The sequence below is a fragment of the Bacillus sp. SIMBA_008 genome (assembly GCF_046535495.1).
Taxonomy (GTDB): Bacteria; Bacillota; Bacilli; order Bacillales; family Bacillaceae; genus Bacillus; species Bacillus subtilis.
Genome location: NZ_JAWRWL010000002.1, coordinates 938,272 through 954,496 on the forward strand (window position 1 = coordinate 938,272; position 16,225 = coordinate 954,496).

20 protein-coding genes are annotated in these 16,225 nt (G+C 41.8%); 4 read left to right on the plus strand and 16 right to left on the minus strand.

The window, feature by feature from the left end:
- Positions 1-125 precede the first annotated feature (125 nt).
- Positions 126-779 (plus strand): spore coat protein, encoded by a 654-nt coding sequence (locus SB658_RS10335; protein ID WP_009966881.1) that lies wholly within the window; start codon positions 126-128, stop codon positions 777-779.
- On the opposite strand, the gene SB658_RS10340 is transcribed toward SB658_RS10335, so the two are convergent.
- Both SB658_RS10340 and SB658_RS10345 read right to left on the minus strand, forming a co-directional pair.
- A complete protein-coding gene (locus SB658_RS10340) occupies positions 711-1,679 on the minus strand; it encodes a hypothetical protein (protein ID WP_038428666.1) in 969 nt (322 codons plus the stop codon). The two genes, SB658_RS10335 and SB658_RS10340, sit on opposite strands and share 69 nt — an antisense overlap.
- Before the next feature lie 120 nt (positions 1,680-1,799).
- On the minus strand, positions 1,800-2,369 hold the full coding sequence (locus SB658_RS10345) for a YhcN/YlaJ family sporulation lipoprotein (protein WP_033883018.1): 570 nt from the start codon (positions 2,367-2,369) through the stop codon (positions 1,800-1,802).
- A gap of 149 nt (positions 2,370-2,518) precedes the next feature.
- Here SB658_RS10345 and SB658_RS10350 point away from each other — a divergent pair, with 149 nt between their 5' ends.
- Entirely contained in the window at positions 2,519-2,965 is a 447-nt protein-coding gene (locus SB658_RS10350; RefSeq protein ID WP_015252490.1) for a hypothetical protein, read from the plus strand.
- Between the two features lie 40 nt (positions 2,966-3,005).
- Here SB658_RS10350 and tcyP read toward each other — a convergent pair whose 3' ends face one another.
- Positions 3,006-4,397, minus strand: coding sequence for an L-cystine transporter TcyP (gene tcyP, locus SB658_RS10355; RefSeq protein ID WP_003244685.1), 1,392 nt, complete (start codon positions 4,395-4,397; stop codon positions 3,006-3,008).
- 171 nt (positions 4,398-4,568) lie between these two features.
- Between tcyP and dgcK the strand changes: the two genes are divergently transcribed.
- The gene (dgcK, locus tag SB658_RS10360) at positions 4,569-5,648 is read left to right on the plus strand and encodes a diguanylate cyclase DgcK (protein ID WP_015252491.1); all 1,080 of its coding nucleotides are present in this window, start codon (positions 4,569-4,571) and stop codon (positions 5,646-5,648) included.
- A 2-nt stretch (positions 5,649-5,650) separates the two neighbouring features.
- On the opposite strand, the gene SB658_RS10365 is transcribed toward dgcK, so the two are convergent.
- Positions 5,651-6,481, minus strand: coding sequence for a MetQ/NlpA family ABC transporter substrate-binding protein (locus tag SB658_RS10365; protein WP_003245726.1), 831 nt, complete (start codon positions 6,479-6,481; stop codon positions 5,651-5,653).
- Positions 6,482-6,916: 435 nt separating this feature from the next.
- Here SB658_RS10365 and cspB point away from each other — a divergent pair, with 435 nt between their 5' ends.
- Positions 6,917-7,120: a cold shock-like protein CspB gene (gene cspB / locus SB658_RS10370; protein ID WP_003224086.1), complete on the plus strand. Its 204-nt coding sequence runs from the start codon at positions 6,917-6,919 to the stop codon at positions 7,118-7,120.
- A 91-nt stretch (positions 7,121-7,211) separates the two neighbouring features.
- Here the strand turns inward: cspB and SB658_RS10375 are convergent, their stop codons facing one another.
- The 12 genes from SB658_RS10375 to yhbH all read right to left on the minus strand — a co-directional run bounded on the left by SB658_RS10375 (position 7,212) and on the right by yhbH (position 16,151).
- A complete protein-coding gene (locus tag SB658_RS10375; protein WP_015715559.1) occupies positions 7,212-8,153 on the minus strand; it encodes an ABC transporter permease in 942 nt (313 codons plus the stop codon).
- Positions 8,146-9,063 carry an ABC transporter ATP-binding protein gene (locus SB658_RS10380; protein ID WP_033883016.1) on the minus strand — a complete coding sequence of 306 codons (918 nt, stop codon included), beginning with the start codon at positions 9,061-9,063 and terminating at the stop codon, positions 8,146-8,148. Before SB658_RS10380 ends, SB658_RS10375 begins: the two co-directional genes overlap by 8 nt.
- Before the next feature lie 16 nt (positions 9,064-9,079).
- Positions 9,080-9,778, minus strand: a complete 699-nt coding sequence (locus SB658_RS10385; RefSeq protein WP_015252494.1) for an ABC transporter ATP-binding protein — start codon at positions 9,776-9,778, stop codon at positions 9,080-9,082.
- Between the two features lies 1 nt (position 9,779).
- Complete coding sequence (locus SB658_RS10390; protein WP_015252495.1) at positions 9,780-10,145, minus strand: GntR family transcriptional regulator; 366 nt, start codon at positions 10,143-10,145, stop codon at positions 9,780-9,782.
- Positions 10,146-10,147: 2 nt separating this feature from the next.
- Complete coding sequence (locus SB658_RS10395; protein WP_029726352.1) at positions 10,148-10,909, minus strand: hypothetical protein; 762 nt, start codon at positions 10,907-10,909, stop codon at positions 10,148-10,150.
- Positions 10,910-10,913: 4 nt separating this feature from the next.
- On the minus strand, positions 10,914-11,069 hold the full coding sequence (locus SB658_RS10400) for a hypothetical protein (protein ID WP_003233426.1): 156 nt from the start codon (positions 11,067-11,069) through the stop codon (positions 10,914-10,916).
- Positions 11,069-11,443, minus strand: a complete 375-nt coding sequence (locus tag SB658_RS10405; protein ID WP_003233427.1) for a hypothetical protein — start codon at positions 11,441-11,443, stop codon at positions 11,069-11,071. The genes SB658_RS10400 and SB658_RS10405 overlap by 1 nt, the downstream gene beginning before the upstream one ends.
- Positions 11,444-11,455: 12 nt before the next feature.
- Positions 11,456-11,986, minus strand: a complete 531-nt coding sequence (locus SB658_RS10410) for an NAD(P)H-dependent oxidoreductase (RefSeq protein WP_015252498.1) — start codon at positions 11,984-11,986, stop codon at positions 11,456-11,458.
- 22 nt (positions 11,987-12,008) lie between these two features.
- Positions 12,009-13,607: an MFS transporter gene (locus SB658_RS10415; RefSeq protein ID WP_003233429.1), complete on the minus strand. Its 1,599-nt coding sequence runs from the start codon at positions 13,605-13,607 to the stop codon at positions 12,009-12,011.
- A 40-nt stretch (positions 13,608-13,647) separates the two neighbouring features.
- Complete coding sequence (locus SB658_RS10420; protein WP_014476241.1) at positions 13,648-14,313, minus strand: biotin/lipoyl-containing protein; 666 nt, start codon at positions 14,311-14,313, stop codon at positions 13,648-13,650.
- Positions 14,314-14,348: 35 nt separating this feature from the next.
- Positions 14,349-14,813 (minus strand): MarR family transcriptional regulator, encoded by a 465-nt coding sequence (locus SB658_RS10425; protein ID WP_003233431.1) that lies wholly within the window; start codon positions 14,811-14,813, stop codon positions 14,349-14,351.
- Positions 14,814-14,972: 159 nt separating this feature from the next.
- On the minus strand, positions 14,973-16,151 hold the full coding sequence (gene yhbH, locus SB658_RS10430; protein WP_003233432.1) for a sporulation protein YhbH: 1,179 nt from the start codon (positions 16,149-16,151) through the stop codon (positions 14,973-14,975).
- Between the last annotated feature and the right edge of the window lie 74 nt (positions 16,152-16,225).

A 16,225-nucleotide genomic window follows, 5' to 3' on the forward strand; every position in this document is an offset into this window, starting at 1 on the left:
AATGACAACGATTTTGTCTGCTTATCATTTCGACAGACAGCATATAAATCCTTTCAGGCTTCTGCATAATACACGGCAGACTGACACAAAATACAGCTGATCTGAAAAAAAAGGAGGAATTCGGTTTGGATCAGTTCAATCAGCAGCAACAATCCCAAATGAACAAAGGTATTCCTGGCAAACCGCATAAAAACCACGGCGGACATGAAATGTTTGATATGCATGAGGTGCTTTCCGGAACACTTACTGTGCTAGATCAGTTTATGATGCTGAGACAATTCTGTAAGGATCAAGAATTACTAAACATCCTTGATCGTCAACATCAATTCATTACATCTCAATACAATATAACTGCAGAATGCTTCAAAACAGGAAGCGAACCTTCACAAAAAACAGCAACTTATATGATGAAGGAGGACAACCAGACTGTTTACGGCATGCAGCCGTCACAGCCTAAAAAACCTGTTCAATCCATGAATGATATTGATGACAGCATCATCAGCCGACAAATGCTTTGCGCGATTAAAGCACAAGCTTCTATGCTGACGATGGCTTCTCTGGAAATGACAAATCCGGCCGTAAGACGCGTACTGTCTGCGCAAATTCAGGAGTATGTTGAAATGGCATTTGAAATTTTCCTATACCAAAACAAACACGGCTATTACCAGGTTCCTCAGCTTGATGCGCAGGATATGGAACAGCTGAGAAATTCATTCGCCCCTGCCCAAGGACAAATGCCTCCGACACAAGGCGGAATGGGTCAGCAAGGACTTCACTAATAACAAAGGCATTGGATAGATACTATCCAATGCCGCACTGTTTTTTTCAAATTTTTTCTTGAAATCTTTTTCAAATTGATCAAGACTTTCCTTTGTTGCTGATTTAAACCCTTTTTCAAAGTCCCCTTTTTTTGCCGTTTCCTTAATTATTTCTGAAATAATGTCTTTCCCGTATTTGTCCGTCAGCTCATCGATCATATAAAAGCTTTGCAAATAGACATCAGTGTCATATTCGGCTCTGGCTTCCTGCCAGTCTCGATCAGTCTGCAAACGGTCAAAGGGCACGACAGAAAACGTGATCGGATCTATGAGCAATTCATAGTTCGCAATCCACTCGCTTAACCCTTCATGAAACCATAACGGAAACTCATCGGGATCCGTCTCAAGCTCCTTCAATTTCTGGTGAAACGCATGGTGCGAGTATTCATGAATCAACAATCTCTGGTACAAATAAACCGCTACCTCGTCCCCTTCTAACAGTTTCTTTTTCTCTTCAGGCAACAATCCGATCAGCTGCTCCCGTTCAGAATAAAAACCAACTACATCCAATAAACCGGAGTAAGCCTCCATCTGTTTTTCATTAGGAAAAAAAATAATGTCAATAGGCTTTTGATTCGAATATCCAATCATAATCTGATTAATACTGACCGCATATTCAAGCGTTTCTTTCGTCAATGGCAGTAAGGACTTTTCCTTAGAAGTGTAATAAATATCGGCCTGTTTGAATGACTCTTTCTTCATGTGCTTCGTCACTTGTTCTTTTGTTATTCCAGATGCCTGACCTGGAAAAGACAGGATATACATCGCGCTTGATACGATGGCTGAGCTCACAGCCAGCATCACAAGGACTCCGCACAGGAATAGAGCGGATGCCGCACGCTTTCCTATGCCATCCCGCAAACGTCTCCCTCCCTGAGCCGGTCCGTCTTGTACCTTTTTATTTTTACTCTATGCAGCCTGAGTTCGCAGTGTGTCATTAACGCAAAGAAAAAGCCGCACAAATTGTGCGGCTTTTTTTATTTATTCAGCGTTAGGGAATACGCGCTGTACAGTTTGTGTAAATTCATCAAATAATCCGGCGATTGGGTCACCATTTTGAATACGTTTTCCATATCCTTGCATACGCTCTACAAAATCAGGGTTAGCTGAAACGTAAACATTATCAATGTTTTTGTCAGTAGATCTTACCTTTTTGGCTATTTTTTTCTTCAGATTGTTTTCTACTGCACCTTTATTTCCATTGGTTAAAACGACTGCAACGTAGGCTTGATTTCCAGCCACAATGATATCGGCATGCTTTACTTCTTTTAGGTCTGTTACTTTATTAGCTGCTTCATCAGCAACCTCAAGTTTTCGGTCGTTGTTATTATCGTCATTTACACGATTGTTATTGACATTATCATTAACATTGTTGTCAACGTTATCCCGATTGTTTACATTCCGCATATCGTCATTGGCCGGATTTCGATAATTTACGTTTCTTACATCATTATTATCACGTCTGCCCTCACCTTGGTCGGCTACACCGCAGCCAGTCATAAGCAAAGGGATAAGAAGCACAGACGCAAGGACTTGTTTTTTTCCAAACATGTGAATTCCTCCTTTATCACTTTACTTATAGGTTTTTCTAACTGGCTTTAATTATGCATGCAAATCTGGAGGAAATGCTTTCCCGGGAAATATAACGGTTAATTTGTCTAACGAGGGGGAAAATATGAATACACTGCAAAGGAGGGATCATGTTGTTCAACCAGCGAAGAGGAATCAGCCCCGCAGCATTGATCATAGGATCAACTATGCTTATTGCTGCATTATCACCTCAGATCCGCCAAAGAATCAGCGGGTTTATCACAGGACAAATGAACAGACGAAATTCAGAAAATAACACGTTTGATGCTTCTAATGTAGGAAACATGGTCAAACAAGCATTTAGCAGAAGCAGCGGTGATAACCAAGACCGTTCGCAACATCAAAGCCAGCGGCAAAATGGCCGTCAGCACCAGCACGCAGGACAGCAGCAACCACAGCATCAGCATACACAGTCTCAAACTAGGCAAACTGAGACACCCGCGAAAAAAAGACAGCCGCATTATGCTGAACCCATTCATTTTGAACAAAGCGCAATGAATGTCATGGACGACAACACGATGATGGAAATGCTGGAGGACTTAGAACCCGGCCGTTAAAAAAACGTGTAATCCTGTTGGGATTACACGTTTTCATATATTACGCTTCTTCAGCTTCAATCACTCTGGATTGATCATGAAATGCCCCTTGATCAATTTCCTTTGTGACCTTACTTGTAATAAGACCGGATGTCATGCTTCCGCTGACATTCAAAGCAGTACGCCCCATGTCGATTAACGGTTCAATTGAGATTAACAAACCAGCGAGCGCGACAGGCATGTTTAATGATGATAAAACAAGAAGCGCCGCGAATGTCGCTCCGCCGCCGACTCCGGCAACACCGAAGGAGCTGATGGCAACGACTGCGATAACAGTGATAATAAACACCGGGTCAAATGGATTTTGGCCGACAGTCGGAGCAATCATCATCGCCAGCATCGCAGGATAAATCCCGGCACATCCATTCTGGCCGATCGAAAGACCGAACGAACCGGCAAAGTTTGCGATTCCCTCCGGTACACCCATGCTTCTCTGTGTTTTAATATTCAGCGGTAAAGCACCTGCGCTAGATCTTGACGTAAATGCAAATACAAGTACAGGCACCGCTTTTTTCAAATAAATCACCGGATTCAAGCCGCTGAACGTCAGCAGCAGCAAATGAATGATAAACATAGTGATTAACGCGGCATATGAAGCAATCACGAACATGCCCAGTTTTAAAATGCTGTCAAGATCACTCGTGGCAATTGTTTTTGTCATGATTGCCAGCACCCCATAAGGCGTCAGTCTCAAAATGAGTGTGACAACACGCATGACAATGGCATAAACGGCATCAACCAGTTTTTTAAATGTTTCTGCCTGTTCCGGCTGTTTGTGTTTGACGCCGAGGAATGCCACTCCAAGGAAAGCGGCAAAAATAACGACAGCGATTGTTGAAGTCGGTCTAGCTCCCGTGAAATCTAAAAACGGGTTTCCAGGCAGCAGTTCAACAATCTGCTGCGGCAGCGTTTTCGCTGTCATATCCTCTGATTTCTGCTGAAGCTCCTGCCCCCGTGAAAGCTCTGTACTTCCTTGGTCAACCTGAATCGCCTGCAGATCAAATGAAAGCGCGGACGCGATACCGACAGCTGCAGCAACTGCTGTTGTTGCTACTAAAATCCCGATAATCAAACCGCTGATTTTCCCAAGATTTTTTGTCAGCTTCAGCTTTGTAAATGCGCCGAGAATCGAAATAAAGACGAGCGGCATGACAACCATCTGAAGCAATTTGACATATCCGCCCCCGGCAATATTAAACCAGTCGGCTGTTTGAATGACTATATTTGAAGTCGGGCCGTAAATCAGCTGAAGCGCAAATCCGAATACAATTCCCAGCCCCAGCGCAGTAAATACACGTTTAGAGAAGGAAACATGTTTTTTCTGCATAACAAAGAGCCCTAAGATAAGTAAAAATAAAATAAATACATGTAATACAACCAGTAAAGTCTCCAAAGCAGGTAAACTCTCCCTTCAAATTTTCTCATTTACTATATTACACTAATTCCGATGGGTCAAGTGCGAATTATTTTAACTTATCAATTCAAGTAAAAAAACCTTATATAATGCCTTTTTTGTTCTTTTCTTTCCCTTCCATCTTTAGTACCTTATATAAGGGTGATAATATTGCTGAAAGAACTGTTTGTAAATTTGACCATTTTAATCACATTTAATTATCTCTTCACCCACCTGTTTAAAGAAAGGTTAGTACATAAAAAAGACAGCATATCTTTTCAAGCTGTTAAGGGACTGGCCTGCGGTTTACTCGGGGTTATTCTGATGGTTTTTGGATTTACCTATCAGCATTCAATTATTGATCTTCGAAATATCCCTATTATGATTGCCGCTCTTTATGGAGGCTGGGTTTCAACGGCAACGGCCCTGGCCATGATCACTGCAGGCCGCTTGCTGATTACAATGAACACATCTGCACTATACTCGGTTATTATCATTTGTATCGCTGCCATCCCGTCACTCATTGTTTCTAGAAGAAAAAAAGTTCAACTAAAACATGCTTTCTATCTTTTAATAATCACAAATAGCTTGATCTCCTTTTCCTTTTATTTTCTTATAGATTTACATTCATACGAACTTCATTTGTATTTTTGGATCATATCAATAGCGGGCGGCATGCTCAGTTTATATATTATTGATCATGAAACAAATGCACATCTTCTTTTTAAACAATATAAGTTTCAGGCGCACTTTGACTTTTTAACAGGCGTGTATAACCGAAGAAAGTTTGAAGAAACCACAAAAGCTCTGTATCAGCAGGCGGCCGATACCCCGCATTTTCAATTTGCACTGATTTATATGGATATCGATCATTTTAAGACCATCAATGACCAATATGGCCATCATGAAGGAGATCAGGTGCTCAAAGAGCTAGGGTTACGTCTGAAGCAGAGCATCCGAAATACTGATCCTGCCGCTCGGATCGGCGGTGAAGAATTTGCCGTGCTCCTGCCGAACTGTTCTCTTGATAAAGCAGCCCGGATCGCTGAACGGATCAGGAGCACTGTAAGTGATGCACCGATTGTATTAACAAACGGCGACGAGCTTTCAGTTACGATATCACTAGGGGCCGCTCATTACCCCAATAATACGGAACAGCCAGGATCCTTGCCCATTCTTGCCGATCAAATGCTTTACAAAGCGAAAGAAACGGGACGGAACAGAGTGTGTTTTTCAGAAAAAAAAGAATGAATTCAATGTTCGAATTCATTCTTCCAATCTGAAAGACGTTTCAAAGGCAGAAAAGCCGGGACAAGATCTCCCTGATATTCTTTTTCTATAAATGCCGCTGTATCATCAGCTTGATAAAGCTCAAGAATGGTTTGCAGCGCTTCCCGATCTTGATCCTCCGCTCTGACAACAATCAAATTCATCTCTTCCTCAGACATGAGTCCGCCGCTCTTTAGCGTATGCTTTTTCGGGTTCAAGCCCGCTTTTTTTGCTTCTGATGGTTTCATGACAAACACGTCGGCACCGCTCACTGCATCCTGTTGCCGGACAGCTTTTAATTTCAGGTGTCTCGGATTATCTTTAATCATATCAACTGAACCTGTTCCGTTAAATCCGTTTTTCAGCGTTAGCAAACCCGCTTCCTGGAGCACCGTAAGCGCCCTGCCAAAATCGAACGCTTTATCCGGAACAGAAACGACAGCTCCCCGCGATATATCTCGGATTCGTTCATATCGTTTTGAATAAATGCCCATGGGCGTTATGTATGTCGTCCCGAGCGGTGCCAAATTAAGTTTGTATTTTTCAGTGAACGACTGAAAATATGAAATGGTTTGAAAGGCGTTGGCATCAATTTCTTTGTTAGCAAGTGCGATATCAGACTCCGCATAATCAGAAAAAGGGATCAGCTGAATATCCAGCCCTGCCTCTTCAGCCTTTTGAGCAATATAGTTCCATATTGCCCCGTCAGACTCAGCAATCCCGATTTTTATCGATTCATGTTCTGCAGACGGTGAACATGCAGTAAATGAAACGAGAAGAACAAGGACGAAACTGCATATAAGCCACTTTTTCATTGTGACCATACTCCTATCTATGTATTAGAGCATGCAAGCAATATCAGACATAAAAATCATACGCTCTCTTAGTTGATAAACGTTGTCATTTGTAATATTGATTAACTTTTACCTTACTCATATCCAATAAGGTTGTCAATTCCTATTACTTATCTTCCCAAAATGAAGGAATACTAAGGCAAACGTATGATCACATATCGAGAAAACAGATGAATTTCCGTAAATAAATATCAAATTGAAAAATAAATATGGTATTTTCCGAAAAAAATTTCAATAAGCAGTTGTTTTTTCTGAAGATTACTGGTAGAGTAAAGGTAATTATTTTTGTTCGAACTATCTTTAAGAAGAAAGTTTTGTAAGAGTTTTCGTCTTGAAAGTTTGTTAAGAGCAAGAATAGTGAATTTAAGCGTTATGATCGCTTTAGGAGGAAATTTCATGTTAGAAGGTAAAGTAAAATGGTTCAACTCTGAAAAAGGTTTCGGATTCATCGAAGTAGAAGGTCAAGACGATGTATTCGTTCATTTCTCTGCTATTCAAGGCGAAGGCTTCAAAACTTTAGAAGAAGGCCAAGCTGTTTCTTTTGAAATCGTTGAAGGAAACCGCGGACCACAAGCTGCTAACGTTACTAAAGAAGCGTAAGCATAAATTGATATGAAAAACTGCAGGTGCAAACCTGCAGTTTTTATTTTGACAAAAAAGCTGTTTTGCATAAGCAAAACAGCTTTCTTTATTAGTTTGCAATATCCCGCTTCATGAAGATTCCGAAAGCAAGCAACAGGAAGATGATAAAGTAGATCGCCAGCATGACGAGAGAAAACGTCATAGTCATCCCTTTTATTAACGGTGTGCCATCCACATACTGAGTCAAGTCGACATTAGCAAACAATATATATTTTGCCCAGTCAAATTTCGCTGCAATAAATGCAGTTGCAGTCGTACCGGCAACCAACAAGAAGATGGAAAAACCAACCGCAAGAGAGCTGTTTCTGAATACCGCAGACAGCATAAACGCCATCGTCGCCACCATTAAAGCCGAGACGGATTCAGAAAGATACGTTGTGGCCAAATGCCCCATCATGTTTTGCTCAATGACATGGCCATCCTTATAGATTAAATGAATGTTCGCGGCGGTTTCACCACCCGTCCCGAAGAAGATCAACCCTAATAAAGTAGAACCGATAAATAAAATCAACAGCAACAGGAGCCCAAACAGGAGAACTGTAATATATTTGGACATCAAAATTTGAAAACGGCTGAGCGGCCGAATCATTAATAGCTTAATCGTTCCCCAATTAAATTCGTTAGCGACAATTCCGGCCGCGATGATAATAGTAAACAGACCGGTAAGGATGGTAAAGTTTGCCGAATCCGTTACATAAGACCATGCCGTATAGCCCGTGTCACTAGGGATATTATGCTCGATGCGATAGTCGTTGAGTGTGATTGTTTCTTTATACCCATCTTTCAGTGAAGGATCTTCTTTGATTTCTTTCTTTAATTCGGCGTTTTGTGCTTGAAGCTCTTGTTTCCAATGGGAATTTGATTCACCAGCAGAAAAATGATTCGCCAAAAATGCAAATCCAACCATTGTCAGCCCCAGAATTCCGATCATCACCCATGTTCCGGCACGGCTGAAAATTTTGAGCCACTCATTATAAATCAAATTAAGCATGCTGAACCTCCTCTTTTGTTTCACCTGTCATTTCTAAGAAACGGTCCTCTAATGATTTTGTTATGACCTTGACCTCATAAATACGGATTTGCTGCATCACCAGCAATTCAATAACCGCAGGGACTTCCTCTTTAGCCAGTTTGATTTCTACACCATTTGTCTTACTCAGCAAATCGTACTGATTTAAAACAGCAGCGGCTTCACTCGGCTGCTCAACCTGGAAGAAATATGTATCATTCTCATCAATGTTTTCATCTTTTACATTTTGAATATCGATCAGCTTTCCTTTTTGCAGAATCGCAATTCGATCACACATCAGTTCCATTTCTGACAGCAGGTGGCTTGAAACGATGACAGCCATTCCTCTTTCTCGGGTCAGCTTCTTTAAATGATCTCTGATTTCTCTGATCCCCGCCGGATCAAGGCCGTTTGTCGGTTCATCCAGAATTAGCACTTTCGGATCATGCAAAAGGCATTGTGCCAAGCCAAGACGCTGTCTCATCCCCAGAGAATATGTTTTCACCTTGTCGTGGATTCTGTCTGTTAAACCGACCAGTTCAACAACTTCATCAATTTTTTCCTTCGTGACACCCTTGACCATCCTTGCGTATTGCTGGAGATTTTTATATCCGCTCAAAAATTTATACAGCTCGGGATTCTCAACGATCGCTCCGATATGCTTAATCGCCTTGGCATATTCTTTCGTAATTGATTGGCCGCAAATGAGGACATCACCTTTCGACAGCTTCATTAACCCCACTATCATCCGGATGGTTGTCGTTTTCCCAGCTCCATTTGGTCCCAAAAAACCGAATACCTCGCCTTCACGAATCGTAAAACTGAGATCATCAATGATCGTTCGGCCTCTGATGTTTTTAGTCACGTTTTTCAATTCCAACACTGTTTTCATCATATTCCTCCTCTTTCTAGCAAACTTCCATTTTTGATTTAAACCATTGCAAAACAGACATGCCTTCCTGTTCACGAATATCTTCTACTTCACGCTGCGCAACTTTTTCTCCATTGGCGAGGATGATTACTTCGTCTAACAAAGTCTCAATTTCATCAATTTCATGTGTCGCGATCACGACAATCTGCTGCTCAAAATCAATGTACGACACAAGGCTGTTTACGATGGAGTCCCTGACCATCGGATCAAGCCCGGAAAAAGGTTCATCAAGCAAGATGACGTCTGCCCGTCTCGCTAAAGCAAGAACGATTTTCAGCCTGCCCCGATTTCCTTTTGATAGCTTTTTGATCTTTTTTTCCGGATTCAGCTGCATCTCATTCAATAGCTTATAAGCCTGTTCTGTTTGAAAATCAGGAAACTGCGACTGATAAAAATTCACCATATCTTTAACAGTGAAATGCGGATAAAACATATCAAGCTCAGTAAGATAAGCCGTTTGACGCACCATTTCTCTCGTAACCTGCTCTTCATCAACTTTCACAAATCCTGAAGTCGGAAACAGAAGGCCAGCCATCATTTTCAGGGTCGTTGACTTGCCGCTGCCGTTCGGTCCGATCAGGCCATAAATCCGTCCGGATGATAGGGTGATTGACACATCATTGACGGCCGTATGGCGGCCGTATTTTTTTGATACATGTTCTAGCTTGATTTCCATTTTAGCCTCCCTCTGTGAATGTTTTAATCCCTTCTACCATTTCCTCTTTCGTTAGCCCCAGCTCTTTCATTTGCTTGACAAAGCCTTCCAGCACCTCTCGTGTCAGCTTGTCTTTCAGCTCGTCTACGATTTCTGCTTTTTCCGCAATAAACGTCCCTTGACCTCTTCTTGTCTCCACAATACCCAGCCTTTCCATCTCACTGTAAGTTCTTTGAATTGTATTGGGATTTACCTTAGTTTGAATCGCCATTTCTCTTACTGAAGGAAGCTTGTCTCCTGGGAGCAGCTCCTTCCTGACCAGCCTATAAAAGATCTGATCAGCGATCTGCAGATAAATCGGTTTCGAGGATTGGAATTGATTGTCCATATTTACACCTCTACTTTACGATCAAGCAGTTTTGAAGCCATAATGAGCAGCAAGAATGTGATGACTAAAGTAATAGGCAACCCTAGCACAGACAGATGGATAGGTTTTAATTCCAATCTCCAAACATTGTGGAAGTGGAAATCAAAATTGCAATAGACTGTTACAGGCCAGAAATGCTTTTGAGATTCAACCAAAGGGCTTATGATGTATTCATCGAAGAATAACCACACTGCAACCAACAGAACCATCGCAGCCCACCGCATTCCGCGCCAATTTCTGAGAGAGTGAAAAACAGTCCAAAACACAATGACTGTTACTGACATATCTAACGAAGAAATAAGCCCATACATATTCAGCAAAGCCACTGTACTCGTTATATCAACTTGATGCTCCAGCAGATTTTTTACAGAGAGCATATGATACATCCATATGCCATAGGCTGTTAATGCCAACTGAATCACAAATTGATAGAGCAAAGATGCTGCCAATTTAGAAGAAAACAGCCATAAGCCGCCATTTGGATTGTACAGCCAAAGCTGTGATTTCCCTTCCTTGCGAAGGTGATAAAACACAAAAACAGGAGATAAGAAAAGCAGAAAAAAAGCAACTGCAACAAAAAAACCAAAAATGACTAGAGGTTCTTTCGTGCGAGAAGCTATAATATGGCCTGTTCCCAATAAGAAAATGATTCCGCATATCCATACTAGCAGCCACATTCTTGAAAGCTTGATATCTTTCTTTAATAAACCTAAAAAAGAATTCATGTCTTTACCTCCCGGAAAAAATCCTCGGTGTATGAGTAACATAGTACACTAGATCAAGGTGGAATACAACATATTCCATGGATTTATTTGATAAAAACATAATTGATGGAAACAGCAAAAAAGGCAAACCCGCATGAGTAAACGGATTTGCCTTTTTCATTACTTTTTCTTATTTTTCATAGAGAGCAGCGCATCACGATAGCTGCGGTCCTGCATTTTGTCACTTTCCTCAGTGACCTCTTCTTCTGCATGAACTTCATCAGAATGCTTAAACTTTTGCAGCGCCTGCCTGTAAATATCATCACCCATTGTGTCACGCTTCTCTTTTGGAGAATCGTTTTTGACAACGGATGGCGTATGCTCGGCAGCCCTTGCTTCAGCAGGGTAATGCGCTTCGTTTTTTTCCTCTTCTGGAGGTGCGATTCTATCGGTTGCTTCTTGCTTCTCAGGTCCAGGTGAGGCGTTGCGGACGTTAAATGTAATAAGGGCCGCAATGACAATGACAGCAGCAATTATTGCTATAATAATGGCCATTTCAACCTCTCCTTACTGTCCTGCTGTTAGGTTTCCTGTGACTTGGCTGACACGTCTTCCCAACGCGCGTCCAAGCTGAATACCTTCCTCAGACATTAACTCATCACTGTCTACCGGACAAGTGACACCTGCTCCGTAATAAGAGCCATAAAGTGCGTTTTCAGGCACGTTGCCAGGCAGTCCGACAACGATCATGCCTTGGTGGAACATCGGCGTGATTAAATTGTGCATTGTCATTTCCAAGCCGCCGTGTGTCGTTGCCGTTGTGCAGAAGACAGCACCGACTTTGTTGATCAGCTCGCCTTCAGCCCACAAGTAGCCAAGTCTGTCGATCCAAGTTTTAAGACCGGAGCTGATTGTTCCGAAATGCCCTGGGCATCCCCAAATAATCGCATCCATATCTTTAAGCTTGCGGATATCAGCCTGATCTACATGGTCGATGAACACTTCAGCCGTGTCGTTTTCTCTCGCGCCTTCAGCAATCGCTTCTGCAAGCACTTTAGTATGTTCGCCTTCACTATCATACACTACATAAATTTTCATTCAGGAAACCTCCCTTTACAGATTAAGATTCCTTAGCTTCTTTTGGAGCAGGAAGTAATGAAAGCTCCTCTTTTTTCTTCTTACGCAATTTATCTTTTCTGACGTCACGCAGGAAGATACTTAAAATCAAACCTGCTACACAGAATAAGGTTGCCCACATAAAGGCATCATTTATCCCCATGACATTGGAATCGAGTGATGCGTGTTTATAAATATGTGAGTACACATATGTTTTCGCCGTATCATAAGACACATTCATATTCACCATTAAATTCGAAACTGCATTTTGGAACGCATGGAGGAAGTTCGGGTCCGCCGTGCTTGTTTTATCTGCAATTTGTGAATAATGGAATGTCGTCCGGTTTGTATAAATCGTCGTAATTAAACTTGTTCCGATTGATCCGCTGATTTGGCGAAGCGTGTTGCTCATCGCCGTTCCGTGGCTGTTCAGACGGGCAGGAAGCTGGTTCATCCCGGCTGTCATGACTGGCATCATTAAGAGAGACATACCAAATGCACGAATTGAATAGATCAGCATGATGTGTGTATATGGTGTATCAATTGTCAATTGCGTGTATTGATACGTTGTTACCACTGTCACGAGAAGCCCGATAATCGCAAGCGGTCTCGGTCCGAATTTATCGAACAAAATACCTGAGATCGGTGACATAATCAGCATAACGATCGCACCCGGAAGCAGAAGCAGACCGGATTGAAGCGCCGTAAAGCCGACCAGGTTTTGCAGATAAATCGGTAAAAGGAACATACCAGTGTAAAGTGCCACTGTAATAATGATATTAATGACACTCGAGAGTGAGAAAATGTCATATTTAAACACTCTGAAATCAAGCATCGGATCATCATGACGCAATTGCTGAACCACAAAAGCAACAATTGCAATGGCTCCGATAATAACTGTAGACAATACAATCGGGTCGGTCCAGCCGTCAGATCCGGCTTCACTGACTCCGTATAATAAGGAAGCGAATCCGACAATCGAGAGGATTGCGCCAAGAGTATCGAGTTTGATTTTTTGCGGCTCCACCATATTTTTAAAGATGAAGAAAGCCACAATGATAACAATTGCGCCGATCGGCACAAGTCCGTAAAACATAATGCGCCATGTATAATGCTCAATAATCCACCCGGAAAGAGTCGGGCCGACCGCTGGAGCAAACATCATCGCTAGCCCGAAAATCCCCATTCCTTTCCCCCTGCTTTCAGGCGGGAAAATTAACAGAATGGTTGTCATAACGAGCGGCTGCAAGATACCTCCGCCCACGGCCTGAATCAAACGGCCGATCAGCATTGTAGAGAAGTTAGGTGCGATACCGCAGACTAACGTACCGAGCGTAAAACAAAACATCGCGACGAGAAAGAGACTCCGCTGGCCAAATCGTGTAATCAGGAAAGCAGATAACGGAATCAATACACCGTTAACAAGCATGTAACCTGTTGTCAGCCACTGAATCGTCGTTGCACTTACGCCAAATTCAGTCATTAAGTGCGGCATTGCAACATTAAGCAGTGTTTGGTTTAGGATTGCCAAAAATAAACCCGCCATTAGCACAATCAGCAATGACATAGGGTTTTTTGCATTTTTTTCTTTGCCTGTAGCCATCTAAGACAACCTCCTTTCATGGTTTGATGACTGATCTGTTTTACTCAGAAATTTTAACAGATGCATTCATTCCAGGAAGCACCTTATCAGATGGGTTTTTGATTGAAATTTTCACAGGAATTTTTTGTGTTACTTTTGTGTAGTTTCCGCTTGAATTTGTAGAAGGAAGCATATCAAAAGTTGAGTTAGTCGCATAGCCAATTTCTTCTACAGTACCGTCAAATGTTGTATCAGGGTCTCCGTCAACTACTACGTCTACACTATTTCCTACTTCAATATCCGCAATATCTGTTTCTTTAATATTTGCTGTGATGTATAGGTTATCCATGTCAATCGTTTGTGCAATTGTTGTACCAGCTTGTACGGTTTGTCCGTTTTTCACTTCGTTTTTCACAATTGTTCCATCCATAATGGATTTTACGTCAACAGTTTGTTCGCCTTTGATTTTTGCAACTGTATCGCCTTTTTTCACTGTTTTTCCTTCATCCAGATCCCAGTCAGATACTTTACCTGCTGCTGGAGCAGTAATAGCAGCCATATCGCCCGCTACTTTTGCTTCATCTGTTTTTACGTAGTTTGTGCTTTGATAATAGTAGTAAGCACCTCCAGCTATAATTGCAAGAACAACAATCAAACCGATAATGTTGGTCAGAATTAAACGTCCTCTGTTCATTTTGTTTTCTCCTTTCGTTTCATCCTCTATCATTTTGCGGAAAGCTGGTGAAAATATGTGAGAAGTTTTTAATTACCGCTTTTTTCTGAACAGCCTTCAGCAAGCTTCGTTAAGCTTCCGGCTAGTTTGCGCAAATACTGCAGCTGGGAGGTATCAAGCTTTTGGTACAAGCCCGCACCCATTTTTGCATATTGCACAGCGGCTTTTTCTATCAGTTCTTCCCCCTCTTCGGTTAACTGAATCATGACGATACGGCGGTCATCCGGACTGTCATATCGATTCATCAATTGGCGCTTATACAGAATATCTGTCATCCGCGTCACAGAAGCAGGCTTAAGATCAAGCGACATTGCCAGCTTGCTTAGCGGGGTGCTTCCGCTTTGATGAATTTTAAACATCAGCAAATATTGAAGGACTGTAATATCAAAAGGCTCAAGCACAATCTCCAATATCTTCTTCTGTTTTTTATATATCGCCCGAGACGTATCGAAGAGCTGTTCAAAAGTGAGCAAAGCACGTTCTGATTCAGTCAACTCCTTTTCACCTCATTCCTCAATAATAGTTCACAAGATAAAATATTAATAAATGAAAGAAGATTTGTCAAAGGAAAAATTTCTTTTTCTCCCGTATTTTTTTCGCAAGCGTTTTCTTGCTTTTATTAAATAAAAAAAAGCCCTGAAATGGGCTTTTCATTACGAAAATTGATGGCTTACACCAGACTCTTCATTTCTGAAAAAGTTCTTTAGAGCCTGAAAAACATCAGATTTCTGTTTTAAAATATAGTACTTAAATTTCTCATCTTTTACATTTTTATATGCAGACATTAACGTTGAATGCCTGTTGTACTGATTGACCTCGCCGTAACAGAATAGATTGGCCTTCTTCATAATATCATTGACCAGTTTCACACAGCGCGCGTTATCAGATGTTAGGTTGTCACCGTCAGAAAAATGAAACGGGTAAATGTTATAGCGGGCGGGATTGTACTTTTCATCAATAAGCTCAAGCGACTTCCGATATACGGAAGAACAAATTGTTCCGCCGCTTTCTCCCTTTGAGAAAAAATCCTCCTCCGAGACCACTCTTGCTTCTGTATGATGGGCAATAAATTCAATTTCCACAGTCTCGTATTTTGTCCGCAAAAAACGGGTCATCCAGAAAAAGAAGCTTCTGGCCATGTATTTTTCCCAAACCCCCATACTGCCGCTTGTATCCATCATGGCTAAAACGACGGCTTTTGATTCGGGCTTTGTGATGTCATTCCACGTCTTATATTTCAGGTCCTCCGGATAAATTGGGTAGAACGACGGTTTTCCTGACATTGCGTTTCGTTTAAAGGCTGACATCATCGTTCTTTTCTTATCAATATTACCGGTTAACCCTGTTTTACGGATATCATTAAACTCGATATCTGTATGAATGATATTGTCCCGCTCTTTTTGTTGGAGATTCGGAAGCTCTAATTCTTTAAAAAGCGCTTCTTCTAAATCCATTAATGAAACTTCCGCTTCATAATAATCCTCGCCTGCCTGATCACCGGCACCCTGCCCTTTTCCAGGCCCTTGTTTTTTGTCTGATCCATCCCGGGCCACAACATCTCCAACCTGGCTCTCGCCGTCTCCTTGCCCTACATGTTTATTTTTATCATAGTTATAACGGATTTTATACTCATCAAGTGAACGGATTGGGATCTTCACTACATCTTTTCCATTAGACATAATAATGCTTTCCTCAGTTACGAGGTCCGGAAGATTGTTTTTGATCGCTTCCTGCACTTTTTTCTGGTGGCGCTGCTGGTCATCGAAGCCTTTGCGATGGAGGGACCAGTTTTCCTCAGAAATCAAAAAATGGCCGCTGTCATTTTGGGACATGAATTCCCCTCCTTAACCATTTGTGGTCGTGATACATACGTATTCCGGCTTGTGCCAGATTATGAAACAAGTCT